This is a genomic window from Paraburkholderia graminis C4D1M, assembly GCF_000172415.1.
Lineage (GTDB): Bacteria > Pseudomonadota > Gammaproteobacteria > Burkholderiales > Burkholderiaceae > Paraburkholderia > Paraburkholderia graminis.
Window position 1 is genome coordinate 61,167 of sequence record NZ_ABLD01000005.1, and the last position, 23,857, is coordinate 85,023.

19 protein-coding genes and 5 pseudogenes are annotated in these 23,857 nt (G+C 62.5%); 19 read left to right on the forward strand and 5 right to left on the reverse strand.

Translation table 11 applies throughout. From position 1 onward, the window contains the following. Nucleotides 1-218: 218 nt before the first annotated feature. Nucleotides 219-1,115, forward strand: coding sequence for a LysR family transcriptional regulator (locus tag BGRAMDRAFT_RS10560; protein WP_006048716.1), 897 nt, complete (start codon nt 219-221; stop codon nt 1,113-1,115). 93 nt (nt 1,116-1,208) lie between these two features. Here BGRAMDRAFT_RS10560 and BGRAMDRAFT_RS10565 read toward each other — a convergent pair. Further along, a pseudogene (locus tag BGRAMDRAFT_RS10565) lies at nt 1,209-1,510 on the reverse strand (AMP-binding enzyme); the annotation flags it as partial. 172 nt (nt 1,511-1,682) lie between these two features. Beyond that, nucleotides 1,683-2,591, reverse strand: coding sequence for a LysR family transcriptional regulator (locus BGRAMDRAFT_RS10570; RefSeq protein ID WP_006048718.1), 909 nt, complete (start codon nt 2,589-2,591; stop codon nt 1,683-1,685). A gap of 112 nt (nt 2,592-2,703) precedes the next feature. Here BGRAMDRAFT_RS10570 and BGRAMDRAFT_RS10575 point away from each other — a divergent pair, with 112 nt between their 5' ends. From BGRAMDRAFT_RS10575 to BGRAMDRAFT_RS10600, 7 genes and pseudogenes are all read left to right on the forward strand, one after another. Then, a complete protein-coding gene (locus tag BGRAMDRAFT_RS10575) occupies nt 2,704-4,053 on the forward strand; it encodes an MFS transporter (protein ID WP_006048719.1) in 1,350 nt (449 codons plus the stop codon). Next, a pseudogene (locus BGRAMDRAFT_RS10580) lies at nt 4,050-5,092 on the forward strand (hypothetical protein). Before BGRAMDRAFT_RS10575 ends, BGRAMDRAFT_RS10580 begins: the two are co-directional and overlap by 4 nt. Before the next feature lie 59 nt (nt 5,093-5,151). Further along, complete coding sequence (locus BGRAMDRAFT_RS10585) at nt 5,152-6,807, forward strand: tannase/feruloyl esterase family alpha/beta hydrolase (protein ID WP_006048722.1); 1,656 nt, start codon at nt 5,152-5,154, stop codon at nt 6,805-6,807. Between the two features lie 154 nt (nt 6,808-6,961). Further along, nucleotides 6,962-7,606, forward strand: a complete 645-nt coding sequence (locus BGRAMDRAFT_RS10590) for an aldehyde dehydrogenase family protein (RefSeq protein WP_232292253.1) — start codon at nt 6,962-6,964, stop codon at nt 7,604-7,606. A 4-nt stretch (nt 7,607-7,610) separates the two neighbouring features. Beyond that, nucleotides 7,611-8,846 (forward strand): GMC family oxidoreductase, encoded by a 1,236-nt coding sequence (locus BGRAMDRAFT_RS10595; protein WP_006048724.1) that lies wholly within the window; start codon nt 7,611-7,613, stop codon nt 8,844-8,846. Next, nucleotides 8,818-9,255, forward strand: coding sequence for a GMC oxidoreductase (locus tag BGRAMDRAFT_RS35320; protein WP_006048725.1), 438 nt, complete (start codon nt 8,818-8,820; stop codon nt 9,253-9,255). The genes BGRAMDRAFT_RS10595 and BGRAMDRAFT_RS35320 overlap by 29 nt, the downstream gene beginning before the upstream one ends. A 51-nt stretch (nt 9,256-9,306) precedes the next feature. Continuing rightward, a complete protein-coding gene (locus tag BGRAMDRAFT_RS10600; protein ID WP_006048726.1) occupies nt 9,307-10,800 on the forward strand; it encodes a methyl-accepting chemotaxis protein in 1,494 nt (497 codons plus the stop codon). A 289-nt stretch (nt 10,801-11,089) separates the two neighbouring features. Here BGRAMDRAFT_RS10600 and BGRAMDRAFT_RS34500 read toward each other — a convergent pair whose 3' ends face one another. After that, nucleotides 11,090-11,230, reverse strand: a complete 141-nt coding sequence (locus BGRAMDRAFT_RS34500; RefSeq protein ID WP_006048727.1) for a hypothetical protein — start codon at nt 11,228-11,230, stop codon at nt 11,090-11,092. 224 nt (nt 11,231-11,454) lie between these two features. On the opposite strand from BGRAMDRAFT_RS34500, the gene leuC reads away from it, so the two are divergent. From leuC to BGRAMDRAFT_RS10650, 10 genes and pseudogenes are all read left to right on the forward strand, one after another. Beyond that, nucleotides 11,455-12,885: a 3-isopropylmalate dehydratase large subunit gene (leuC, locus tag BGRAMDRAFT_RS10605; RefSeq protein ID WP_006048728.1), complete on the forward strand. Its 1,431-nt coding sequence runs from the start codon at nt 11,455-11,457 to the stop codon at nt 12,883-12,885. Between the two features lie 2 nt (nt 12,886-12,887). Continuing rightward, a complete protein-coding gene (gene leuD, locus BGRAMDRAFT_RS10610; protein ID WP_006048729.1) occupies nt 12,888-13,484 on the forward strand; it encodes a 3-isopropylmalate dehydratase small subunit in 597 nt (198 codons plus the stop codon). A 32-nt stretch (nt 13,485-13,516) separates the two neighbouring features. Further along, on the forward strand, nt 13,517-14,587 hold the full coding sequence (leuB, locus tag BGRAMDRAFT_RS10615; RefSeq protein WP_006048730.1) for a 3-isopropylmalate dehydrogenase: 1,071 nt from the start codon (nt 13,517-13,519) through the stop codon (nt 14,585-14,587). A gap of 116 nt (nt 14,588-14,703) precedes the next feature. Then, a pseudogene (locus BGRAMDRAFT_RS36095) lies at nt 14,704-15,728 on the forward strand (ABC transporter substrate-binding protein). Beyond that, complete coding sequence (locus BGRAMDRAFT_RS10625) at nt 15,725-16,579, forward strand: ABC transporter ATP-binding protein (protein WP_044020806.1); 855 nt, start codon at nt 15,725-15,727, stop codon at nt 16,577-16,579. Before BGRAMDRAFT_RS36095 ends, BGRAMDRAFT_RS10625 begins: the two are co-directional and overlap by 4 nt. Beyond that, nucleotides 16,560-17,366: an ABC transporter permease gene (locus tag BGRAMDRAFT_RS10630; RefSeq protein ID WP_006048733.1), complete on the forward strand. Its 807-nt coding sequence runs from the start codon at nt 16,560-16,562 to the stop codon at nt 17,364-17,366. Before BGRAMDRAFT_RS10625 ends, BGRAMDRAFT_RS10630 begins: the two co-directional genes overlap by 20 nt. A gap of 39 nt (nt 17,367-17,405) precedes the next feature. Then, complete coding sequence (locus BGRAMDRAFT_RS10635) at nt 17,406-18,161, forward strand: SDR family NAD(P)-dependent oxidoreductase (RefSeq protein WP_006048734.1); 756 nt, start codon at nt 17,406-17,408, stop codon at nt 18,159-18,161. A gap of 13 nt (nt 18,162-18,174) precedes the next feature. After that, complete coding sequence (locus BGRAMDRAFT_RS10640; protein WP_006048735.1) at nt 18,175-19,017, forward strand: fumarylacetoacetate hydrolase family protein; 843 nt, start codon at nt 18,175-18,177, stop codon at nt 19,015-19,017. Between the two features lie 54 nt (nt 19,018-19,071). After that, a complete protein-coding gene (locus tag BGRAMDRAFT_RS10645) occupies nt 19,072-20,103 on the forward strand; it encodes an ABC transporter substrate-binding protein (protein ID WP_081653066.1) in 1,032 nt (343 codons plus the stop codon). Nucleotides 20,104-20,124: 21 nt separating this feature from the next. After that, nucleotides 20,125-21,048 (forward strand): SMP-30/gluconolactonase/LRE family protein, encoded by a 924-nt coding sequence (locus tag BGRAMDRAFT_RS10650; RefSeq protein ID WP_006048737.1) that lies wholly within the window; start codon nt 20,125-20,127, stop codon nt 21,046-21,048. Here the strand turns inward: BGRAMDRAFT_RS10650 and BGRAMDRAFT_RS10655 are convergent. After that, nucleotides 21,039-21,956, reverse strand: coding sequence for a LysR family transcriptional regulator (locus BGRAMDRAFT_RS10655; RefSeq protein ID WP_006048739.1), 918 nt, complete (start codon nt 21,954-21,956; stop codon nt 21,039-21,041). The genes BGRAMDRAFT_RS10650 and BGRAMDRAFT_RS10655 overlap by 10 nt on opposite strands. Before the next feature lie 335 nt (nt 21,957-22,291). Between BGRAMDRAFT_RS10655 and BGRAMDRAFT_RS10660 the strand changes: the two are divergent. Beyond that, nucleotides 22,292-22,444, forward strand: a pseudogene (locus BGRAMDRAFT_RS10660) (carbonic anhydrase); the annotation flags it as partial. On the opposite strand, the pseudogene BGRAMDRAFT_RS10665 reads toward BGRAMDRAFT_RS10660, so the two are convergent. Beyond that, a pseudogene (locus tag BGRAMDRAFT_RS10665) lies at nt 22,429-23,536 on the reverse strand (cytosine permease); the annotation flags it as partial. The pseudogenes BGRAMDRAFT_RS10660 and BGRAMDRAFT_RS10665 sit on opposite strands and share 16 nt — an antisense overlap. Between the last annotated feature and the right edge of the window lie 321 nt (nt 23,537-23,857).

The following is a 23,857-nucleotide window of genomic DNA, read 5'->3' on the forward strand; positions in this document are numbered from 1 at the left end:
GCAGGGTCCGATGCGTTGATGATGTCCATGCGTCGTCTCCGTATTTTTTACTCAGTCTGCGCGGCGCACGTGAGACGCTTGGCGTCGGTGAGCTGCGGTGCCGGGTTTTCCCAGTTTCGTGAAGGCGATGTTAAGCGCTATCCTTCGCAAGGAAAAACTGATTGTTTTGCGGTCTAGCGATCCAAATTTTCTATCGACGCCGAGCGCGGGGTACTGGAATGAACGTAACGCTGGATCAATTGCGCGCGTTTGAGCGGGTGGTGCGTCTCGGCAGTTTTAATGCGGCTGCGGAGGACCTGCACCTTGCGCAGCCCAGCATTTCAGCGCGCGTGAAGGAACTCGAATCGGCGCTAAACGTGCAGTTGTTCGTGCGACAGGGACCGAGGATCCGGCTGACCGCCGAGGGGCACGCGCTGATCGAATTGGCCGATAGAACGCTGGGCAGCGCGAGTGAACTCGTCGAGCGCTTTCGCACGCGCGATCCGCTGCGAGGCTTGCTGCGGCTCGGAATGAATGAAAGCTTCGCGCTGGTGTCGGCGACCGATCTGATCGAGCGCATCGAGCGTCATTATCCGGCGGTGCGGACGTCCATCTTCGTCGGCGATACCGGCGCGGTTAGCCAGATGCTTGCGGCAGAGCAGTTGGACGTGGCGATCGTGTCGGAGGCACATGTGCCCGGACATGTGAAACAGGAGGTGATCGGCAAGAACCGTTTCGGGTGGTTTGCGCATGCAGGTTTCCCAGTCACGCGCGAGGTGCTGTCGCCATCGGACCTCGCTTCCCTGCATCTGCTCATCAGCCCGCCGACGGCAAGGCTGCATGAGACGGTTCTCAAATGGTTCGCCGACGCGCGCGTGACGCCGGAGCGAGTGAGCACTTGCAATAGCCTGCCGGTGACGGTTCAGGCGGTTGTCAAAGGACTGGGCGTGGCCTTGGTGCCGGTGCGCATCATCCAGTCGGAAGTCGACGCGCATCGGGTGCGGCAGCTTGTGGTTGCGCCGGAGGTCCCGGCGCATAGCGTCTCGATCTGCTACCAGGCGAGTGAGTTTGGGCCGGGAATCAAAAGGCTGGTCGATCTGATTCGTGAGTTGATCGCGCATCACGAGCTCTTCTGATCTCTCGGCCGATGCATTCCGGCCAGGCGTGCGCGGCCCAGGCGATCGCACAGTATTAGCCGGAAAAGAGACGCTGGCGGTGTCGCGCGCTCGTCAGCCGGCGAGCGAATCGCGCAGCGCGCGGCGGACGACCTTGCCGGTTGCCGTCAGCGGCAGCGCGGCGACAAACAGTACTTTGCGCGGATATTCGTGTGCGCGAGCGCCGTTCTGACATGCGCCTGCCGTTCGCGCACGAGTGTATCGCCAGGCGCGAAGCCGTCCTTGAGCACCACGAAGGCGCAAACGATTTCCGTGCGCCCGGCGTCGGGCGCGCCCACCACGGCGGCGGCCGGCACCGCCGGATGGCGGAGCAGCCAGTCCTCGATCGGTCCCGGACCGATGCGATAACCGGCGCTTGGTGTGTATTCGCGTGTGGCCCGCGACAACGGACTTGGACCTGATGGCAACACGTTCCCGAAACAGTCCACGCCCCGTAGTGACATGCGTACGTTGTTATACAGGACAGGACACGCCGCATGAAACAGCAGCACTGGTCGCCCCTCCCATCAAACCTCGCCAGCCCAACACTCACTCGCGGCTCGGATGCCGATGCACAAAAGCGAGCAGCGTCTTGCGAAAGTGGGAAGCCACCGCGCTTTGCGAGTCATCACGCGTAACGAGATGCAGTGGTGCGCGAAAAGCACGATCGCCCGCCACGCGACAGTAGCGCACGCTTTCCTGATGGTAGCGATGCATCGACGCGGGAACGAGCGAGATACCGCCGCCCGCCGCGACGAGGTTGATGGCCGTTACCATGCGCGGCACTTCCTCGACCACGTGCGGCTCGAAACCCTTTGACTGACAGGCGCTAATAAAATCCGCGTACATGCCGGGGGCGCCATGCCGACGCACGAAAATGAATGACTCGTTGGCAAGCTTCTGAAGCGCTATTGCCCGGCTGCTTATGAGCCGATGTCCTACGGGCAGCACCAGCAACATCCGTTCTTCAGCCAGCAGTTCGAACCGAAGACCTGCGGGCGTGTGAACCGGTTTGCGCAGAATCGCAGCATCCGCGCGGTCGTCTACCATCATTTCGATGATGTCCGCCGCGTTGACCTCCGTCATGTCGATTGCGACCTCAGGGTACAGCTCACGGAAATTGCGTATGGCGGTGGGCGTCAGAGGGTGGAACGCGGCCGAACTCGTGAGCGCGACGCGCACGGTGCCAATGTGCCCTTGCGCGACGCGGCGCGCCTGAATGACCGCATTGTCCAGTTCGAGCAGCACGGAACGGGCGCGTGCTGCGAACGTTTCACCTGCCGCCGTCAGCGCGACGCCGCGCGGCTGCCGCACGAAAAGCGCGAAGCCGAGTTCCTGTTCGAGTTCCTGGATCTGCTGCGACAGCGGAGGTTGCCGAATGTGCAGCCGGGCGGCGGCGCGCGTGAACTGGCCTTCTTCGGCGACCGCGAGGAAGTAGCGCAAATGTCTCAGTTCCATGGCTAGCCTGCTATATGTTTTGGATATGGCAACCGCGTCTCATATGTATTTTACATTGGTGACTTCAGCACGTACTCTTTATTCGCAGGCAGCCGAAAACAAAAGGAGACACATGCAAACCGTTATGCAAGCGGTCACGCCCGCTGCGGCCGCGCCGCCGCTGAGCCGTTCACAGATGCGCCGTGCGGTGCTTGCTTCAGTCATCGGCAATGGCCTTGAGTGGTTCGACTTTCTGATCTATGGGTATTTCGCCAGGGTCATTGCACAGGTGTTCTTTCCTGCGAACAACAGCTTTGTGTCGATCACATTGACGCTCGCCACGTTTGCAATCGGCTTCCTGGTGCGGCCGCTCGGCGGCATTGTTATCGGCGCGTGCGCCGATCGTTACGGGCGCCGCAAGACCCTGTCGCTGCTGATTCTTCTAATGGCGCTGAGTACGCTGATGATGGGCCTCACACCCAGCTACGCGACTATCGGGATTGCTGCGCCGCTCATTGTGATTGTCGCGCGCATTCTGCAGGGGTTGTCGGTGGGTGGAGAGTTCGCAACCGCAGCCGCAATGCTCACGGAATATGCGCCGCCTCGGCGCAAGATGTTCTTCGGCAGTTTTCAAATGACATCGCAGGCCGTCGCGCTCCTGCTCTCATCGCTCTGCTCGCTGCTCCTCACCACGCGGCTCTCGCACGAATCGCTGGTGTCGTGGGGCTGGCGCGTGCCGTTCCTGCTCGGCGCGCTCGTCGGTCCGGTGGGCTTCTATATCCGGCACAAAGTAGGTGAGTCGCCGGAATTTCTTCAGCTGCGCGAGCGGCTCGGACACGCACCGCGTCAGTCGCTTCGCACGTTCATTCGTGAGCGCGGCGATGCGGCGCTGTGCGCGATGGGTGTCATCATCGTTGGAGCCGCAACGAACTACCTGTGGCATTCGTACATGCCGCTGTATGTCGAGCACCAGCTGCATTTGCCGCTGAAAAACGCGTTGTTCGGCACGGCCATGTCGGGCCTCATCGGGATTGTCGGCTATCCGCTGGCGGGGCGTCTTGCCGACCGTTTCGGCGCATATCGTCTGTTTTTCCCGGTCACGATAGCGTGGGTGTGCGTTGCCTATCCGCTCTTTGCATGGGTACTCGCCGCGCCGTCCGCTGAACGTGTGTTCACCGCGCAAATGATTGCGACTGTCGTGCTGAGCCTCATGTCAGGTGCGCACCCCGGCATGCTCACGCAGCTTTTTCCGACCTCGACGCGCTCGACAGGCGTTGCGCTCTCTTACAACGTGGCGGTCACGCTGTTCGGCGGTCTTGCGCCCCTCACGGTTTCGACGTTGATCGACGTTACCGGCTCGCGGTTGGTCCCGGCATGGTATCTGATCTGCGCAGGCGTCATTTCGCTGCTGCTCGTTGGACTGACGGCCTCGGGGCGGCGCCTCGTTCGCAAGCCTGATCTCTGGCTGGCCGACGGTCAATGAGCGGCGCGATGAATCTTGTAATGGACAGCGATGCACGGCCACGCAACGAAGTGCCCGTGCAGGTGGTGGCCAGCGAACGGTTGATCGTATCGAACGCGCGCGGTGAGGCGGCCGTGCCGCTTTTCAAAGGCGGCAGTGCGCGCCCCACCGAGGTGACTCGAGTGGTCGTAATGCTGCACGGAAGACTTCGCGATGCGGATGCGTATCTGCAATCCACGCAGTGTGCGCGGCGTCGTCGAGTGTCGAGCCCGACAGCGTGATCCTCGCCGTACCCCAGTTTCTGGCGACGGCCGATGTCCAGCATCATTCGTTGCCGGCCAACTGTCTGCACTGGGAATGGACCTCGTGGATGGGCGGTCTCGATGCGATCGGGCCAGCGCCGCTGAGCTCTTTCGATGTACTCGACGCGCTGATCGAACACTACGTGCGTGACGGCGCTTATCCGAAGGTGCGGGAGATCGTCATTGCCGGGCATTCCGGCGGGGCACAGGTCGCGCATCGTCACGCGATACTCAGCGACGCCGCCGCGCGATGCAGGGCGGCGGGAGTGAACGTGCGTTATGTCATTGCGAATCCGTCGTCGTATGTGTACTTCGACGCTTGGCGTCCGCACTGTACAGACGGATCGAACGCAGACGCACGCGCCGCTTGCACCGGGTTCAACGCATGGAAGTACGGCACGGAAGGGTTGCCGCGCTATGCAAAGGGACTGGATGTCCAACAGCTCGAATACCGTTATGTCGTTCGGGACGTAACTTACCTGCTCGGCACGCACGACAACGATCCGGCTCATCAGGCTCTCGACCGCTCATGCGAGGCCATGATGCAGGGCCCGCATCGACTCGCAAGGGGCCGCGCCTATTTCGCGTATCTGTGCAGACGGCATCCGCAACTGCGTCATCAACTAGTCGAGGTGGCGGGCGCGGCGCACAGCGGTGACGCGATGTTCGTGTCGCAGGCGGGTGTGCAGGCGCTCTTCGGCACAACTGCACGGCTTATCGACACCGGCGTCGTGCATGACGGCCGCGCGCTCGAATAGCGACAGCGGCGCGAACGCATAGCAACAACATAACCAGCCAATCGTTTCAGGAGACGAAGATGATCAGAAGATCGCTCGGGTGGGCGCTCGCCTTCACCTTTTGCATCAGCGGATGCGGCGGCAATGGACCGACCAGCGAGAATCCAGGCGGTTCGACGCCTGCGCCCACCGCGGCCACGCAATGCAGCGCGTTGAGCGGGCTGTCGATTCCTGCGTCCTCGATTGCTGAACCGACCAGCGGCGCGACGATTACCAGCGCGACGCTAGTCGAAACGAGCGGCGAATACTGCCAGGTGAACGGTGCAATCGCCCCGGTCGACCCGACTGCGCCTTCCATCAAATTCCAGGTCAACCTCCCGACCAGGTGGAATCACAAGGCGCTGCATTATGGCGGCGGCGGTTTCGACGGCACGCTGATCACCGGTGTCGATCCGCTCGACATGGCCCCGACCGGCACATCCACGCCGCTCGCAAACGGCTATGTGACCTTCGGCGACGACTCGGGGCATCAGAGCTCGAGCATTACGGACGGCAAGTTCGCCGCCAACGACGAGTCGCTTGCGAACTACGGCGGCTTGAGCCTCAAGAAGACACACGACGTCGCCATGGCGCTGATCAAAAAGCGCTACGCGAGCGCGCCCGGCAAGGTCTATTTCTTCGGCAGTTCGACGGGTGGACGCGATGGTCTGAGCGAAGCGCAGCGCTGGCCGCAGGACTACGACGGCATTGTGGTGAACCGTCCCGCGCTCAACTATACGGGGCTTCGTCTGAGCAATGTCGTGCTCGGCCGGGCGCTTTATCTGAATGGCGGTGCGGGTTGGCTCGACGTGGCGAAAACGGTGCTGCTGCAGAACGCGGTCATGACCGCATGTGATGCGCTCGACGGCGTTGCCGACGGCGTCATCGCGAACGTGGCGGCGTGCAAGGCACAGTCGGCCACGGTGCTGGCATCGCTGCGCTGCCCGAGCGGCGCGGACTCGGGCGATACCTGTCTGTCTGACGCGCAGATCGCGACCGTGCAGACCATTGCTGCGCCGCTGCAATTGCCTTATCCGCTTGCTAACGGCGTGATGCGTTATGCCGGCTACAACATTCTCGCCGGTTCAGTCTTCGCTGGGCCAAATACCACGCGCGATCTCGGCGAGTCCAGAGTCCCTGCAAACCCAGCGGGGAAGAAGGACGCTAACCAATGGGTAACGGGCGACCAGTGGGTCAAGTACTTCGTCACGCGCGTGCCGACTTTCGATTCATTGACATTCGACCCGCTGAATCCCGGTACGTACCAGTCGCGAGTGCAAACCGTGTCGGCGCTCACGGACGCGACCAGCACCGACTTGAGCGCCTATGTCGCGAAAGGCGGCAAGCTGATCATGACGCACGGTCTTGCAGACGAGATTGTCAGCACTGACTCGAGCACGGATTACTACAATGGACTTGTGCAGCGCTTCGGACAGAGCACGGTGGATGGGTTCGCACGCTTCTACCTGATGCCGGGCGTAGGCCACGGCACGGGACCGTTTCATCCGGCCGTCGATTCCCTTTCCGCACTCGATCAATGGGTAGAGACCGGCAAGGCGCCCGAAACCCTCTCGATGAGCGATCTGAACGCCGCAACGCTCGGTAGAACGAGGCCGCTTTGCCGTTATCCGCTATGGCCAAAGTACATTGGCGGAGATATCAATGTGGCCGCGAGCTTCCAGTGCGCTAGCTCCTGACGCGCAATTGCTTTACGCCGCGTGCAGGACGGCGCCACGATCGGCGCCAGGCGGTCGCTCACAGCATATCGTGGAACGAGTCGGAATTTTGGTGTCGATCACGGCCCCGAAGGTGCAGATTGTCAGCAGGCGCTAATTTCTGCATGGGGCGCAGGTGGTCGGAGGTTTAAATCCACTCGCCCCGACCAGTGGGCCAACGGCCGATCGGCAAACAATAGCAGTCGCCAATGATACGACCGTTCGCCGCGGTTCGAAATGCTGCCAGCTTCTCTGTAGCGCCTCGGCAGCGGTCTGCGTTCATCATGCAGTCAGCGCGCATAGTTCAATCGGTTGCTCGCCGCCCTATACGGACCCAGCGTCTACCACGCTGGAAGGGGCGCGAATCACGACGGGCGGTGCCCGCAGTCCTCGATTTGAAGAGGGGTTCTTCGTCGAGCCTACCGTATTCGCAGGCGTGACAGCCGACATGACGATTGCCCGCGAAGAAATTTTCGGCCCCGTCGCGTCGATCATCGCGTACGACGACGTCGACCAGGCGGTGGCATTGGCGAACGATACCGACTTCGGGCTGAGCGGTACGGTGTTCACCAGCGACGTCGAGCGCGGTTATGCAATGGCGCGGCGGATCAGAACCGGCAACGTTTCCGTCAACGGACTGGAGATGGCGCCTAACGTGCCGTTTGGCGGCTTCAAGCAATCGGGGATCGGTAGAGAGGGAGGTCCAGAGGGCTTGCACGCATTCCTGGAAGACCAGGCGATCTATCTTCCTGCCGGTTTGCCGCGCGCGCGGCAGGAGTGACGTGATGGACTACGACTACATTGTGGTCGGCGCCGGGAGCGCTGGCTGCGTGACGGCGAACCGACTGGTTCGCGAGTGGCGGGCGAAAGTGCTGCTGGTGGAAGCAGGGCCGCCGGCTAACAGCGCGCTGATCCGTATGCCCGCTGGGACGTTCAAAATGCTGTTCAACGGTAGCCCGCTTATAAAACGCTACGCGTCGGCCCCGCAGGCGTCGCTGGGTGGTCGCGCGGTCTCCATTCCGCAGGGCAATGTTGTCGGCGGCGGCAGCTCCGTGAATGCGATGGCTTATACCAGGGGATCGCGTACCGACTACGAACGCTGGGTCGCCGCTACGGGTGATCCGGGCTGGTCGTGGGAAGGGTTATTGCCGTATTTCCGCAAACAGGAAGGCAACCAGCGACTCGACAACGAGGCGCACGGCGCCGACGGCCCACTGAAGGTCTCGGACCCGTTGTACAAAGCCGATGTGGCGGACCGGTTTGTGCGTGCCATGCAGCGCAAGGGCTTGCCGTTCGCGACGGACTTCAATGCCGGAACGCTGCGCGGAGTCGGGTATATGCAGACGACTACGCACAGGGGGCAACGCTGCAGTGCTGCAGATGCGTTCCTTGCGCCGGTCATGTCCGATCCGCTGCTGTCCCTGGTCACACAAGCCAATGTGCATCGCATTGTTTTCGAGGGAGAACGCGCGGTCGGTGTCGAATACACGGCAGGCGGCGCGCTCGTGCAGGCGCGGGCGTCGTGCGAAGTGATTGTCTGCGCCGGCGCTTTCGCGACGCCCAAGCTGCTGATGTTGTCGGGCATCGGTCCCGCAGCCCATCTGCGCGAACACGGCGTGGAGGTGCGGGTCGACTCGCCGGGCGTGGGCGAAAACCTGCAGGACCATAACGTCGCGGTGGTCTCGATGACCACGCACGGGCAGCACGGTTACTTCGGCGAGGATCGCGGAGCACGTGCCCTATGGAACGGGCTGCAATACCTTGCTTTCCATAATGGTCCCATTGCGTCGAACGGTGCGGAAACGATGGCGTTCGTGAACCTCAGCGTTCCCGGACGGCGAACCGGACCTGCAGCTCTATTGCGTTGGGGTTATGTGGCCCGATCCGCAGGCTCCAAAGCCGTCCTACGGCATGACGCTGATGGCGAATCTCGTGCGGCCGCGTTCACGCGGAACCGTGCGGCTGAAATCGGCCGACCCGACAGACGATGCATTGGTCGATCCCAACTGGCTCCACGATGACGAAGACACGAAGCGGCTCGTCGAAGCGATCCGGTATCTGAGAGGAATCGCGGCTCACGAACCTTTCGCGTCTATCGTAAAGGCCGAAGTGGGGCCGGGGCTCCAGCTCCAGTCGGACGACGAACTGTCCGAGTACATCAGGCGGACGACGGAATCCAACTATCATCCGGTCGGCACATGCAGGATGGGGCATCCTGACGATCCGATGTCAGTCCTGACGCCGGATCTCCAAGTGAAAGGCGTCACCGGGTTGCGTGTGTTCGATGCATCGATGATGCCGTCGATCATTAGCTCCAATACGAATGCGACGGTAATGGCGGTCGCGGATAGAGCGGTGGACATCATGATGTCGAGCGCAACCGTGTCACCTGCGGCGAGCGACCGTTCGTATGCAATGCAGCCCGAGTGAAGCGATGACAGACACACGTGATGCTGCGAGCGATCTTTGCGAGGTGGAGAAATGACGTCAAGCGCACGCCGTCCACTCGTTATGGTGGCACTTGATGGGAACGTTGAATATGTGAACGACACGTTCGTGGAATCGCTCGGGTGGTCCCGCGAAGCCGTGCTTAATGCGCCAGCGTCGTCGCTACTTGCAGATATACCTAAGGCCGTCCTGCTCGATATCCAGAAAACGGTGCGGGCTAATCGCCCATGGATTGGATTCCTCGCTTACCGAACGGTGACTGGTGAGGTTTTTTGGGCCCGATCGAATCTGATGCCCAGCCGTTCCGGCAAACGGGCAATTGCGATGATCGAACCCATCGAACTTGCGGAGGCCGCCGACGTAGCCCACGCCTACCGAATGATCGGTGACGGCAGCAGGGACTGGTCTGTACACGGCGGAAGAGTTCGGAAGAAAAGAGGGTTCTTTTCGCCGTCCGGCGCCATACGCATAAGTTTGCGTTGGAAGATTGCGAGTGTCGTGCTGGGGCTGTTGCTGGCATCGTTCTCGGCGTGCATTGCATCTTCCAATGGAGTACGTCTTGAAACTATATGCGCCGTGCTGCTCTCTGTCTTCGTCATTGCCGGTTGGCTTTTGACAAAAATGGTTTATCGGCCTTTGCGCGAAATCACCCGGGTGGCTATTGGTCTGGCGGCAGGACAGCTCGACATTGCGCCTGGCTTGCCGCGTGATGACGAATTAGGGGACGTCCTGCTGCTACTCAACCAGGCGATCCTGAACTTGCGGACAACGGTAGCCGATGTGCGTGACGGGGTGATCCATGTATCCTCGGGGACCGAGACGCTATCTGGCGGAAATCGTGACCTGTCCGAACGGACCGATCAACAGGTTAGTAGTATTCAGAATACTGCAGCTAGTGTCGAGCAGCTCAACGCGACGATTTTGAACAATACGGAGGCGGCAAGGGAGGCGGATCGACTTGCGCAGGAATCCACGGTTGTGGCGCGTGCGGGAGGAGAGATAGTCGAGCGGATGGTCGAGATCATGCGGCAGGTTGATGCGTCCAGCTCGGAAAGCGGGAGCATACTGGGCGTGATCGATGGGATAGCGTATCAGACCAACATTCTTGCTCTAAACGCCGCAGTGGAAGCGGCTCGTGCGGGACCAGGCGGGCGCAGCTTTGCGGTCGTGGCCGCCGAGGTGAGGGCTCTTGCTCAGCGAAGCGCGGCGGCCGCCAATGAAATCCGTAGCCTTGCCACAAATAGCGTAAATCTGGCCCAGGAGGGCCGCGGCGTCGCAGAAAGAGCCGGCGCGAAAATGCGGGAAACGGAGGCCGCCGTAACCACAGTCTGCAACCTGATTGGTGAGATAAAGGATGCGTGTGCCGAACAACGGCATGGCATGGTGCAGATCGAAGAGGCCATAACGGCGATTGACGTGACGACGCAACGGAATTCGGCGCTGGTAGACGCCGTTGCTTCGATATCCGAAGAAATCCGTCTGAAAGCGGCCGGCGTCGCGCAAGCCGTCTCCCTCTTCGACATCTGAGATCAAACTGGACGTGGGTCGCAGGACGCACTGGTTGACCGCATAAAGACCGCGGCAGCAGCTCTTCAGTGAAGCGTCCTTAAAGAAGGACGCTTCACTGACATTCGCAAATCGTGCCGGCGAATGTCTTCTCTCTCTATCGACGACTGAGTCTTTCCGACCCCACTCGGCCGTTCGAGTCAGCGCGCACCAAACGGCCGCTCCAGAGATAAAAACGGCCGTCCACGAATCGACTTGCAGCAATAGAAACACATCGAGAAGTCCATCCCGGTTTGCGCGACGCGGTTCCTCAGCGCTTGATCGGCATCGAAAGCACTGCACTTGCTGCGCAAAGCCCCGCGACAATCGGAAAGATCATCGACGTATGGCCGGTGGCATCGATAATGTGGCCGATAACCGGTTCGCCGATGCCAGCGAACATGTACGACATGGTGTTGATTACACCTGTTGCTGTCCCGGCCTGCGCGCAACTCTATCGCTTACCGGGCTGCCTCGATCTCCGAGTGAGTTCGTCATCGCGATCGGCGATGGTGCCTTTCCAAAAGACCACGAACAAGCCCGCTCGCCTCGTGCAAGATGGTTGCTCACCGATCGACCGCGAACCGCATGGCTGCGGTTGCCGGGGCCGACACATTGATGGAGCGAGACGAAGCGATGCAACTCGACCAGGGAGCGGCCGGCCCGCGTACTCTCTACGACAAGATTTGGGAGGCTCACCGGGTCATGTCGCGCGACGACGGACAGGATCTGTTGTTCATCGACCGGCATTTCATTCACGACGTCACCGCGCAGTCCTTCGATCTGCTGCGTGCGCGAGGGCTCAAGCCGCGTTCGCCCGGGCGCATTTTCGGCACGGCTGATCATTACGTATCCAGTGCAGCAAACGAACTCGTAGCAGTGCGCGACCCGGAGCGGCGCGCAATGATCGAGGCGCTGCAGAGAGACTCGGCGGAGTCGCGCATCACGCTCTTCGGCATGGAAGACCGGCGGCGCGGCATCGTCCATGTGGTCGGCCCGGAGCAGGGCCTGAGCCTGCCAGGCATGACCATCGTCTGCGCGGACAGCCACACGTCGACGCACGGCGCAGCCGGTGCGCTCGCGTTCGGTATCGGCGCAACCGAAGTCGCCCACGTGCTCGCCACGCAATGTCTGTGGCAGCGCAAATCGAGAAACATGCGCGTCACGCTCCACGGCATTCCAGGCGCGGGCGTCAGCGCAAAAGATCTGATTCTCGCGGTGATTGCACGGATCGGCGTCGCCGGCGCGGCAGGCCACGTGATCGAATACGCCGGCTCCGCGGTCGCGGCTTTGTCGATGGAAGGCCGGCTGACCCTATGCAACATGACCATCGAGGCCGGCGCGCGCGCCGGGATGATCGCTCCCGACGAAACCACTTTCGCGTATCTGGGGGGGCGGCCATACGCCCCCAAGGGCGAGCAGTGGGACCGGGCAATTACGCACTGGCGCACGTTGACGACCGATGCGGGTGCGACGTTCGACCGTGAAGTGCATATCGACGTGGCTGCGATCGCGCCCATGGTGACCTGGGGCACGACGCCCGAGTACGCCTGCGGCATCGACGGTCGCGTGCCCGATCCGGCCCGCGAGGCCGATCCCGATCTTCGCGCCGCGATGTCGCGCGCGCTCGACTACATGGGATTGACGCCGGACGAGGTGCTCGAAGGCGTGGCGATCGACAGGGTATTCATCGGCTCGTGCACCAACGGCCGCATCGAAGACATGCGCAGCGCGGCCGAAGTCGCGCGCGGCCGGCGCATCGCACCGGGCGTCGAGGCCTGGGTCGTGCCGGGCTCGCACGAGGTTCGCGCGCAGGCCGAAGCGGAAGGGCTCGATCGTGTGTTCATACAGGCCGGGTTCGAATGGCGCTTTCCCGGCTGTTCGATGTGCCTTGCGACCAACGGCGACACGGCCGCGCCCGGGCAGCGCTGCGCGTCCACGTCAAACCGCAATTTCATAGGCCGCCAGGGCCCCGGCGTGCGCACCCATCTGATGAGCCCGGCCATGGCGGCGGCCGCCGCGGTGACGGGGCGTCTGACAGACGTGCGCCGTCTGCTAGGAGCATGAGCATGGAAAGCCTGACTTACCTCGACGCAGTGGCGGCGCCGATCGTTGCGATCAACTGCGATACCGACCAGATTCTGCCGGCTCGCTTCCTGCAAAAACCCCGCTCCGACGATTTCAGCAAGTTTCTGTTCCGGTCGCTGCGCTTTGGCCCGGATGGCACTGAACAGCCCGACTTCGTTCTCAACCGGGCGGCTTACCGTGACTCGCGCATCGTCGTGGCGAACCACAACTTCGGATGTGGATCGTCGCGCGAGCATGCGGTATGGGCGCTATACGACTACGGCATTCGCGCGGCGATTGCGCCGAGCTTCGGCGACATCTTCTTCATCAACTGTCTCAAGAACGGGCTGCTGCCCATCATGTTGCCGGAGGCCGTGGTGCTGCCTCTGCTGGACACCTTGTCGGCCAGCCCCGGCAGTCGCATCGCCGTCGATCTGCCCGCGCAGACCGTGACCTTGCCCGACGGCGCGGTCCATGCGTTCGACATGGAGCCGTTCGCAAAAGAGTGCCTGCTGCGCGGCATCGATGAAATCGACTACACCCTGTCGCACCAGGATCGGATCGATGCGTTCGAGCGCAACCGCGCGGAAACCTGTTAAGCGCTTTCCCGATAACAAAAGGAGATGTTCAGATGAAGATTGCAGTCATGCCAGGCGATGGTATCGGTCCGGAAGTACTGGCCCAGGCTCTCAAGGTGCTGCAGGTCGTGGCGCCCCAGGCCGAGACCCATGAGGCGGCCATCGGCGAGGCCGGGCTTCAGGCGCACGGCGTGCCGCTGCCCGAGCCGACACTGGAGTTGGCGCGCAAGGCCGACGCGATCCTGTTTGGCGCGGTCGGCGTGGCCGATGAAGCCGGGATTCCGCGCGACCGCCGTCCGGGGACCGGACTGCTGCAGTTGCGCCAGGCGCTGACGCTTTACGCCAACTTCCGTCCGGCCTACATGTTCCCGGAATTGATCGGTGCGTCGACCCTGCGGCCGGAAGTGGTCGACGGGCTGGATCTCGTCATCGTGCGCGAGTTGAATGGCGACGCCTATTTTGGCGAGCCGCGCGGGTTCGAGACCAATCCGGCAGGCGAGCGCGTGGGCTTCAACACAATGCGTTATGCGGAGTCCGAGGTCGAGCGCGTCGCGCACGCTGCATTCAGGGCCGCACGCCGCCGTCACCGCAGACTGTGCTCCGTGGACAAGGCCAACGTGCTGGAGGCGAGCCAGGTGTGGCGCGAGGTGGTCACGCGCGTCGGCCGCGATTATCCCGACGTCGAATTGAGCCATCTGTTCGTGGACGCTGCCGCGATGATGCTGATGCGCCGGCCGAGGCAGTTCGATGTGATCGTCACCGGCAACCTGTTCGGCGACATTCTCTCGGATGCGGCGGCCATGCTGACCGGGTCCATCGGCATGTTGCCTTCTGCCTCGCTCGGCTCCGGCCGCAAAGGTCTGTACGAGCCGGTGCACGGTTCGGCTCCGGACATCGCCGGTAAGGACATGGCCAATCCGCTCGCCGCCATCCTGTCGCTTGCGATGATGCTGCGCGAAAGCTTCGAAATGGAAGACGCCGCGAGCCGCGTCGAACGGGCCGTGCGCGCGGTACTGGCCGCGGGCTACCGTACCGCCGACATCCACCAGGAGGGCACACGCAGCGTCGGCACGCGTGACATGGGCGATGCGGTGGTCGAGATGCTGCGCAAGCAGCCGGCCTAGACCGGGCCGCGTCACGCCGACTGCGCCCGGCATCGCAGCAATGACGGGCACGGGCACTCCGGGTTCCGTCCCGCAGTTTGCCGCACCAGAAAATCCCAGAAAGGGAGGAGACAATCATGAAGCTGAAACTCGCCATTTCGCTGTGCGCAGCGTTCGGGCTTGTCTGTGGTTCCGTCACGGCTGTGGCCAAGGATGTCCCCGAGAAACCCGAGTTGCACATCGCCGCGGCCTCGGTCGGCATCACCTATCTGCCCATGCTCGTCGCGAGGCAGCGTGGCTACTTCAAGGACGAAGGGCTCGACGTCACCATCGCCGCTTTCTCCGGTGGTTCGAAGACGCTGGAGGCCCTGCTGGGCGGCAGTTCCGACATGGTTGCGGGCGCCTATTCGAACACTATCACGATGGCAGCCAAGGGCCAGCATCTGGTCATGGTGGCGGCGCAGGTCATCTGTCCGGGATGGATTTTCGGCGTGTCGAAGAAGCGCGAGGGCGAGGTGAAGTCGGCGAAAGATCTCAAAGGCATGCGGATCGGCGTGAGCGCGCCGGGTTCGAGCACGCACATGGCGGTCAACTACATTCTTCACAAGGCAGGGCTGCAGCCTTCGGACGTGTCGATCATCGGCGTGGGGCAGGCGGCCGGGGCGGTCGCGGCTGTGCGGGCCGGCCAGATCGATGCGCTGATCGTCAACGACCCGAGCGCCACGGTCCTCACAAAGGACGGCAGCCTGAAGCCGCTGGAAAACATGCGCACGGCCGACGGTAACGTCAAGGTGTTCGGCTCGGATTATCCCGAGTCGAGCCTGTTCGCGACGCAGGACTTCGTCAACAGGAACCCGAAGACCGTGCAGGCCGTAGCCAATGCGATTGTGCGCGCGGAGAAGTGGATCGCGAAAGCGACCCCGCAACAGGTCGCGGACAACGTGCCGCCAGAGTTTCTGACGGACAACAAGGCGCTCTACGCTGAGGCGTTACGAACAGCCGCCCGTGTATCGCGCAGAACGGAGAGATCAACCCCAAGGGCGCCCAGACCGTGCGTGACGTGCTGGCAGCTTTCGACCCGACAGTGGCTTCGGCCCACATCGACCTCTCCTCGACCTACGACAACCGGTTCGTCAGGAGGGCGGCGGAGATTCAGCCATGAGCACAGCAACCTGCAGTGTCCCCCTCGCGAACAGCGAGCCAAGAGTGCGCGAAGCGCTTTGCTTCGACAACGTGACGTGCACCTTTGCCGGCAACGGCAAGAACGCGCAGACCTACACCGCCATTTCAGGCGGCAACCTGACGATCCGCGACGGAGAGTTCGTCTCTATCGTCGGACCGACGGGCTGCGGCAAATCCACGCTGCTTAACGTGGCCGCGGGACTGACACGTCCCTCGTCGGGGACGCTTAGCGTGTTCGGCGAGAAGCTCGCCAACGGCCTGAACCGGCAGGCCGCCTATCTGTTCCAGGTCGACGCGCTGATGCCATGGAAAACGGCCGAGGAAAACATCGCGATAGGCTTGATCTTCCATGGCACGCCGCGCGAAGAGGCGCTGGCCGTCGCGCGCGACTGGCTGGAGCGAGTGGGTCTGCACGGCCATGGCAAGAAGTATCCGCACCAGATGTCGGGCGGCATGCGCAAACGTGCGAGTCTCGCGCAGGCGCTGGCGCTCAACCCCCGCATCATCTTGATGGACGAGCCGTTCAGCGCGCTGGACATTCAAACCCGGCATCTGATGGAGAACGAACTGCTTCAGTTGTGGTCGTTCGACCGCAAATCCGTCATGTTCGTGACTCACGATCTCGAAGAGGCGATTTCGCTGTCGGACCGCGTGATCGTCCTGTCGGCAGGGCCCGCGACGCGGCCTATCGCCGAGTTCGACATCGATCTCGAACGTCCGCGCGAGATGTCGGAAATCCGTATGACGCAGCGTTTCCTGCAACTGCACTCCCAGATCTGGGACGTGCTTCGAGGGGAGGTTCTGAAAAGCTATGCGCACAATCGAATTTAAACCGGCCGACCGGTTCACCGTGTTGCTGACCCGGCTCGTGATTCTGTTCGGCATTCTGTTTCTGTGGTGGCTCGGCACCAGTCAGAAATGGCTGTCGCCTTTCTTCTTCGGCGATCCATTAGGCGTCGCTCGCCGTATCGTCGAATGGTTCGTGACGGGCTCGGTGTTTCGCCATCTGTACACCACGTTGCTCGAAACGATGCTGGCGTTCGCGATCGGCACGGCGTCCGGGCTGGCATGCGGCCTGTGGCTCGCGCTCAACCCGTTCCTTGCAGTCGTGTTCGATCCGTTCATCAAGGCCATGAATTCGATGCCGCGACTGATTTTCGCGCCGATCTTCGCGCTCTGGTTCGGCCTCGGCATCTGGTCGAAGGTGGCGCTCGGCGTGACGCTGGTTTTCTTCGTCGTGTTTTTCAACGTGTTCCAGGGCGTCCGCGAGGTGAGCCCAACCGTGTTGTCCAACAGCCGCATGCTGGGTGCGAGTTCGCGTCAGCTGATGCGGCACGTCTACCTGCCTTCCGCGACCAGTTGGGTATTTTCCAGCCTGCACAACGCGATCGGCATCGCCTTCGTGGGCAGCGTGGTGGGAGAGTACCTGGGTTCGGAGAAGGGAGTGGGTTATCTGATCCTGCTGGCCGAAGGCGTGTTCGACATCAACTCGGTTATCGCCGGCATTCTGGTGCTGACCGTGTTCGCCCTCGTTCTCGATACCGCGGTGTCGATGATCGAAGACCATCTGCTGCGCTGGCGGCCCGTCGCGGGGCAAACGGTCGCGGCGGGCGCCTAGGCGCGTTTCGCAACCGAACAGTTTTCCGAGGAAATCATCTTGCAGACTAATGCGATCAACATGAAGGACCGCGTCGCCGTAGTGACCGGCGGCGCGCAAGGTATCGGCCTCGAGGTCGGCCGCCGGCTGCTCGCCTCCGGCGCGCGGCTCGTGATCTGGGACATCAACCCTACCGGCATGGAGCAGGCCCGTGCCGGCCTCGGCGAGCACCATGTTCACTTCGAGCAGGCCGACATCGCCGACTATGCGAGCGTCCAGGCCGCCGTGGCGGGAACGCTGAAAGCGGCCGGACGCATCGACATCCTGATCAATAACGCGGCCGTCGTCGGCCCCAACGCTGCCCTCATCGACTACCCGCTGGACGCCTGGAAGCAGGTGATCGACATCGACGTGAACGGCACCTTTCATTGCTGCCGTGCGGTCGTGCCGGGCATGATCGGCCAGAACTACGGCCGCATCGTCAATCTTGCGTCGGTGGCAGGCAAGGAGGGCAATCCGAATGCAGCGGCCTACAGTTCGGCCAAGGCTGCCGTCATCGCGATGACCAAATCGCTCGGTAAGGAACTGGCGAGTCACGACATCGCGGTCAATTGCGTCACGCCCGCCGTTGCGCGCACGCCCGGCGCGATGGAGCAGTCGCCTGAACATATCCGCTACATGCTCGGCAAGATCCCGCGCGGCCGTTTTCTCGAACTCGGCGAAGCGGCCGCGATGATCGCCTGGCTCGCGAGCGAAGAGAATTCGTTCACCACCGGCGCGGTGTTCGACCTGTCCGGCGGACGCGCCACCTACTGAAGCGAGCACACCTATGAAGCTGTTACGCTACGGCGCACCCGGCAAGGAAAAACCCGGCGGGCTCGATGCCGATGGAAATCTGCGGGATCTCTCGAGCCATGTGCCCGACATTGCCGGCGATGTTCTGCTGCCCGATAGCCTCTCTCATCTGAAGGCGCTCGATTTTGCGGCGTTGCCGCGGGTGGAAGGCAATGTCCGCCTCGGACCATGCGTCGGCGGCACGGGCAAATTCATCTGCATTGGCCTCAATTACTCCGACCATGCCGCCGAGACCGGCGCGACCGTGCCGCCGGAACCCATCATCTTCATGAAAGCGACGAGCGCGATTGTCGGCCCCAATGACACAATCGAGATTCCGCGCGATGCTCTGAAAACGGATTGGGAGGTCGAGCTGGGCGTCGTCATCGGCAAGACCGCAAAATATGTGAGCGAGCGCGATGCAATGGACCACGTCGCCGGCTACTGCGTGATCAACGACGTGTCCGAGCGCGCGTTCCAGGCCGAACGCGAGGGGCAGTGGACCAAGGGCAAATCGGCCGATACGTTTGGTCCGACCGGCCCGTGGCTGGTGAGCGCGGACGAGATACCCGACCCTCAGGCGTTGCGGCTCTGGCTCGAGGTCAACGGACATCGTTACCAGAACGGGAGCACCGCCACGATGGTGTATGGCGTGCGCTATCTGGTGGCCTACCTGTCGCGGTTCATGTCGCTGCAGCCGGGCGACATCATTTCCACGGGTACGCCGCCGGGCGTCGGACTGGGGCAGAAGCCGCCCGTCTATCTCAAGCCAGGCGATGTCGTCACGCTCGGCATCGAAGGCCTCGGCAACCAGCGTCAGGACGTCGTGCAGGGCTGACGTTCTGAAATGCAGTGGGCCGCAGTCGCAAACAAGGACAGGAGACATATCATCGTGAGAACGCTCGGGCGTCTGATCTTGCCGCTACTGGCCACGTGCGCGGCCCTCGTGATCGCGCAGCCGGTGGCCGCCGTTGCCGGGCCGGTGCCCGAGAAAAGCAGTATTGACCTGGCGGCGGCGGGCGTGGGTTTTCCATATCTGCCGTTTGTGATTGCGCAAAGCCGCGGATATTTCAAGCAGGCCGGACTCAATGTCGAGATCGGTGTGTTCAGCGGCGGAGCGAAAGCGTTGCAGGCGATGCTGGGCGGCAGCGCCGACATCGTGGCAGGTGCTTATTCCAACACCATCACGATGGCGGCGAAGGGACAGCACCTGGTATCGTTCGTGACCCTGGCATCGTGCCCCGGCTGGGTATTTGGCGCGACGCGCGCGAGCCACGGCAAGGTCAGAACGTATGCGGACCTCAAGGGTATGCGCATCGGCGTGAGTTCGCCCGGTTCCAGCTTTCATATGGGCGTGAATTATCTGTTGAGCAGGTCTGGGCTCAAGCCGGGCGACGTGTCGATCATCGGGGTGGGCTCGTCTGCCGGCGCGATTGCCGCCGCGCGCAGCGGCCAGATCGACGCGTTGATGAGCAACGACCCGGTCGCAACCGTGCTACAGGACAGTGGCGATCTGTTCACGCTGGCCGTCATGCGCGATCCGGCAGGTACGCGCGCCACGCTCGGCGGCGATTATCCAGAAGCCTCTATCTATACGACGAGGGACTTCGCTACCCGATACCCCAATACCGTGCAGGCGGTGACGAATGCAATTCTTGCGGCTGAGCGCTGGATGGCGCACGCCACACCCGAGCAGGTCGCCGCAGCCGTCCCGCCGCAGTACGCGCTGGCCGACAAGGATGTATTCGCGCGAGCCTACGCGAACATGCAGCGCTGCATCTCGCGTGACGGCCTTATGACGGACGCCGCCGCTCACACGGTGCGCGACGTGCTGGCGGCGTTCGATCCCGAGATCGGCAAAGCATCGATCGACCTCAAGGCCACTTACGACAATCGCTTCGTCGAAAATGCCGACAAGCATTGAGTTGCAAAAAGGAAACCGACGATGGAGAGCGGCATTCGCATCCTGGCCGAAGGCCTGAAATTCCCGGAAGGGCCAGTGGCGATGCCGGATGGCGCGATCGTGCTGGTGGAAATCGAGCGTGAGACCATCAGCCGCGTGGCAGCCGACGGCACGGTCGATGTGCTGGCACAAGTGGGCGGGGGGCCCAACGGATTGGCGTTAGGGCCGGACGGGGCATTCTATGTCTGCAACAACGGCGGCTTCCTGTTCCGTACCGTCGCCGGGCTGAACCGCACGAGACCGGGCATACACCCCGCCTACACCAGCGGCCGGATCGAGCGCTTCGACCCGAACACAGGCACGCTCACGACACTGTACGACCGTTGCGGGGACTTTGCGCTGAGCGGCCCCAACGACATCGTGTTCGATCATGACGGCGGCTTTTATTTCACCGACTTCGGCAAGAACCGGCTGCGCGACCGCGATCACGCGGGCCTCTACTACGGCCGGGCAGACGGATCGATGATCGTGGAAGTGGCCTATCCGCTCACCACGGCGAACGGCGTCGGCCTGTCGCCGGACGACAGCGTGGTCTATGTGGCCGAAACCGAGACCGCGCGACTGTGGGCGTTCGACCTCGACGCACCGGGCCGGGCGCGCAAGCACCCTTATCCGTCGCCGCACGGCGGGCGACTTGTATGCGGCTTGCCGGGCTATCAGCGCTTCGACAGCCTGGCAGTGGATGTGCAAGGCAATATCTGTGTGGCCACGCTGGTCACCGGTTGTATCACCGTGGTTGCGCCGACCGGCGAGTTGCTGCGGCAGGTCATGGTGCCGGACGGCATGGTGACCAATATCTGTTTCGGCGGCGCCGACATGAAGACGGCCTACGTGACGCTGTCGGGCACGGGGCGCCTCGGCTCACTGCCCTGGCCGCAGGCCGGGCTGAAGCTCGCCTATTCTTGACGGTCGGTCGCCGGCTGCGCCTTCTGGCTCGCGAGCAGGTGTTTGAGAAAAAGCTGGACCGGCGCGGGAAGCGTCTCGGCTTCGCGTACGCAGATCTTCCAATGCCGCTCGGCCCACGGTTCGTCCAGTTGCACGGCCACTAACGGTCCCGAACTGACGTAACGCTCCGCATGATGCTCAGGCACCAAGCCGATGCCGAGGCGCGCTTCCACCATGCTGCGCACCGGTTCGAAGCCGTTGACGCGAATCGACAGTTTGAGCGGGTGGTCCAGGTCGGCTGCCGCGCGTAGTACCAGCGAGTTCAGATAGCTGCCCGGTTGCGGGCCCACCAGCGGATATCTGGCGACGTCGCGGAATGCGACCCGGTCGGCGCGGCTCAGCGGATGATCGGGCGGCATGATGACGACCAGCCGGTCGCTGCGGTAGGGGAAGACCTGCAAGCCGGTGGTCACGGTTGTGCCGCCGAAGACGCCGATATCCGCGGCGTTTTCGGCCACGGCCCGGACCACGGCGGGGCTGAGACTCTCCTGCAGGTCGATGCGCAGGCCCGGGTGCAGTGCAAGAAAGTCGCGGATGTCGTTGGCAATGTACTGGACGATGGTCGAGAGGCTGGCGTTCAGTCTGATCTGACCGCGTACTCCTTCGGCATGATCGAGCAACTCGCTTTCCATCTGGTAGATGTCGCGCAGAACCACGCGCGCATGCTGCAGCAAGGCCGCGGCTGCGGCCGTCAATTCGAGCCCTTTGTTGCTGCGCACGAAGAGGGCGGTTTTGAGCGCGTCTTCCAGATGCGACATGCGCTTGCTCAGAGCCGAAGGCGCGATGTTTTCTGCTTCTGCCGCGCGGGCGATGCTGCCGCGCTCGCAGACAGCGACGAACAGTTTCAGCGATTGCAAATCCAGACGCATCGAGTCTCCGGGGGGGCGGTCTTTCGCCGAAGTGCTTGCCTTTCTATTGAGCCAGAGTATGCCCGGGACGGGTTACGTGTGCAAAATCCCAGACGGAGCTTTCAAACAATTTAATCTGGCAAACAGATCCGCTAGGCAGGGTATGTCCGGAAGGAGCCTCCGGCGGGCCCGCCGGAAGGACGTTCAGAACGTACGCAGGGACCGTTGGTTGGAAATAGATAACGTCGAAATAGCGACCAACGAGAGCGCACATGCATCGCCGCCTCCTCGGTGCTGATTGAATGGAGCGCTGCTGGTTTGCCGTGGGCTCGATGTGCGTGCCTGACGCAGTGGTGATGGTCCGCGAAAACGTGATTGCTCAGCTGGCGAACATCAAGACGCGCCCATCTGTGAGACTCGCGCTCGAACAGGAGCATCTTGCGCTGCACGGCTGGGTCTACAACATCGAAACCGGTTCGATTGATGCGCTCGACGGCGCGAACGGGTAGAGCATCAGCGCGATGATCGCCGCGATGTAGCCGCCCTTCCCGAAGCTGATATGCCTGGGGAACACGTTGGAGATGTCGAACGCCGCCGAGACGAAATTGGCCACCAGGTTGATGCCCAGCGTGGCGACTGCGAAGGTCGGCGCCGCGATGAGTACCACCATCCAGCTGTCGAAGCTGGCCGATATCTGCTCGGGGTGCAGCAGCACTTCGCCGTACACCTTGAACGCGGCGATTGTGGTGACGCCGGCGACCAGCGAGAACGCGATCAGGTTGACCGGCAGGCCCCACAGATTTCCTTTCTTCACGGCGTTGCGGCTCTTCGCGTAGCGCGAGAAGTCGCAAAAATTCAGGTACAACTCTGCGAAGTAGGTGATCCAGGTCGCCCGCACTGCCATCAGCGCCCAGAACGAGCCGGGCTCGCCGCTGACGCTGGCGTCCCGGGTCTTCTCGAGCAGCACGTTCATCGGCATGCCATGGTCAAACGAGAAGCCGCCGGCCTTGACGCACAGGCCGATGGCAAGAATCAGCATCGCGACCCATACTGCCGGACCGGCCCAGTCCTGAAATTTGCGCACGGTTTCCATGCCCTTCTGGATGAGGAGCAGCTGCAGCGCCCACATGATTACGTAGGAGCTCACCTCGAGCCTCGAGTGGTCGAGGTAATGCGCGCCCTTGTGGAATGCCATCAGACTGTCGCTGCGGATCAGCAGCGCGACCATCGCGCCCGAAGACGCTGCCGTCTGCGCGCCGTACCAGAAGCAGGCCACCACGGGGCGCACCGGCGCCGCCAGGTTGGCGCCCTGCGCGCCGAAGGAGGCGCGCGCCAGCACCAGTAAGGCACGCCGGTCTTCTCGCCGGCGTAGCCGATCAGGTTCATCAGAGCGAAGATCACCAGCGAGCCGAGCCCGATCGCCAGCCGGAAGTTGGTAAAGCTGCCGCACGGCAGGAACAGGCTGGCGGCGAGGTAGTAGCCCAGAGGCTGTGCACGCCCGGGATCCAGACGGTGAAGATGCTGAAGGCGCCCCAGTTGCGCACCCTGGCGGGCGCCAGATCTTCGTTGTACAGGCCGGGGGATGGGTTGCGGAATTCCATCTGTCGTCTCCCTTGAAATTGTGGAGCTGAGGAAAAACCGCCAGAGACGGCTGGGCGACGATACGCCCGCGTCTGAATGAAGCCGGTATGCAAGAACTGTATGTACTTTGCCGCATAGTACTGAATGAGTTAGCCCTGATCGAGATGTTTGCCGGCGCAAGCCAACATTCCGACCCCACGCACAATGAGCATCATCGCAAGTTCGTCGTCGTTGTCCATGGGACCGCGCCGATCAATAAAATTGCGCGCCGCTCGCAGACGACCCGCCCGGATCGAGCAAGTGCATTTTGTATTGCCCCACGCCTGCTAGTCAGAATGGCA

Coding starts and splice junctions, on each gene's coding strand:
- BGRAMDRAFT_RS10560 (WP_006048716.1), top strand. CDS start 219: ATGAACGTAACGCTGGATCAATTGCGCGCGTTTGAGCGGGTGGTGCGT.
- BGRAMDRAFT_RS10570 (WP_006048718.1), bottom strand. CDS start 2,591: ATGGAACTGAGACATTTGCGCTACTTCCTCGCGGTCGCCGAAGAAGGC.
- BGRAMDRAFT_RS10575 (WP_006048719.1), top strand. CDS start 2,704: ATGCAAACCGTTATGCAAGCGGTCACGCCCGCTGCGGCCGCGCCGCCG.
- BGRAMDRAFT_RS10585 (WP_006048722.1), top strand. CDS start 5,152: ATGATCAGAAGATCGCTCGGGTGGGCGCTCGCCTTCACCTTTTGCATC.
- BGRAMDRAFT_RS10595 (WP_006048724.1), top strand. CDS start 7,611: ATGGACTACGACTACATTGTGGTCGGCGCCGGGAGCGCTGGCTGCGTG.
- BGRAMDRAFT_RS10600 (WP_006048726.1), top strand. CDS start 9,307: ATGACGTCAAGCGCACGCCGTCCACTCGTTATGGTGGCACTTGATGGG.
- BGRAMDRAFT_RS34500 (WP_006048727.1), bottom strand. CDS start 11,230: ATGTCGTACATGTTCGCTGGCATCGGCGAACCGGTTATCGGCCACATT.
- leuC (WP_006048728.1), top strand. CDS start 11,455: ATGCAACTCGACCAGGGAGCGGCCGGCCCGCGTACTCTCTACGACAAG.
- leuD (WP_006048729.1), top strand. CDS start 12,888: ATGGAAAGCCTGACTTACCTCGACGCAGTGGCGGCGCCGATCGTTGCG.
- leuB (WP_006048730.1), top strand. CDS start 13,517: ATGAAGATTGCAGTCATGCCAGGCGATGGTATCGGTCCGGAAGTACTG.
- BGRAMDRAFT_RS10625 (WP_044020806.1), top strand. CDS start 15,725: ATGAGCACAGCAACCTGCAGTGTCCCCCTCGCGAACAGCGAGCCAAGA.
- BGRAMDRAFT_RS10630 (WP_006048733.1), top strand. CDS start 16,560: ATGCGCACAATCGAATTTAAACCGGCCGACCGGTTCACCGTGTTGCTG.
- BGRAMDRAFT_RS10640 (WP_006048735.1), top strand. CDS start 18,175: ATGAAGCTGTTACGCTACGGCGCACCCGGCAAGGAAAAACCCGGCGGG.
- BGRAMDRAFT_RS10650 (WP_006048737.1), top strand. CDS start 20,125: ATGGAGAGCGGCATTCGCATCCTGGCCGAAGGCCTGAAATTCCCGGAA.
- BGRAMDRAFT_RS10655 (WP_006048739.1), bottom strand. CDS start 21,956: ATGCGTCTGGATTTGCAATCGCTGAAACTGTTCGTCGCTGTCTGCGAG.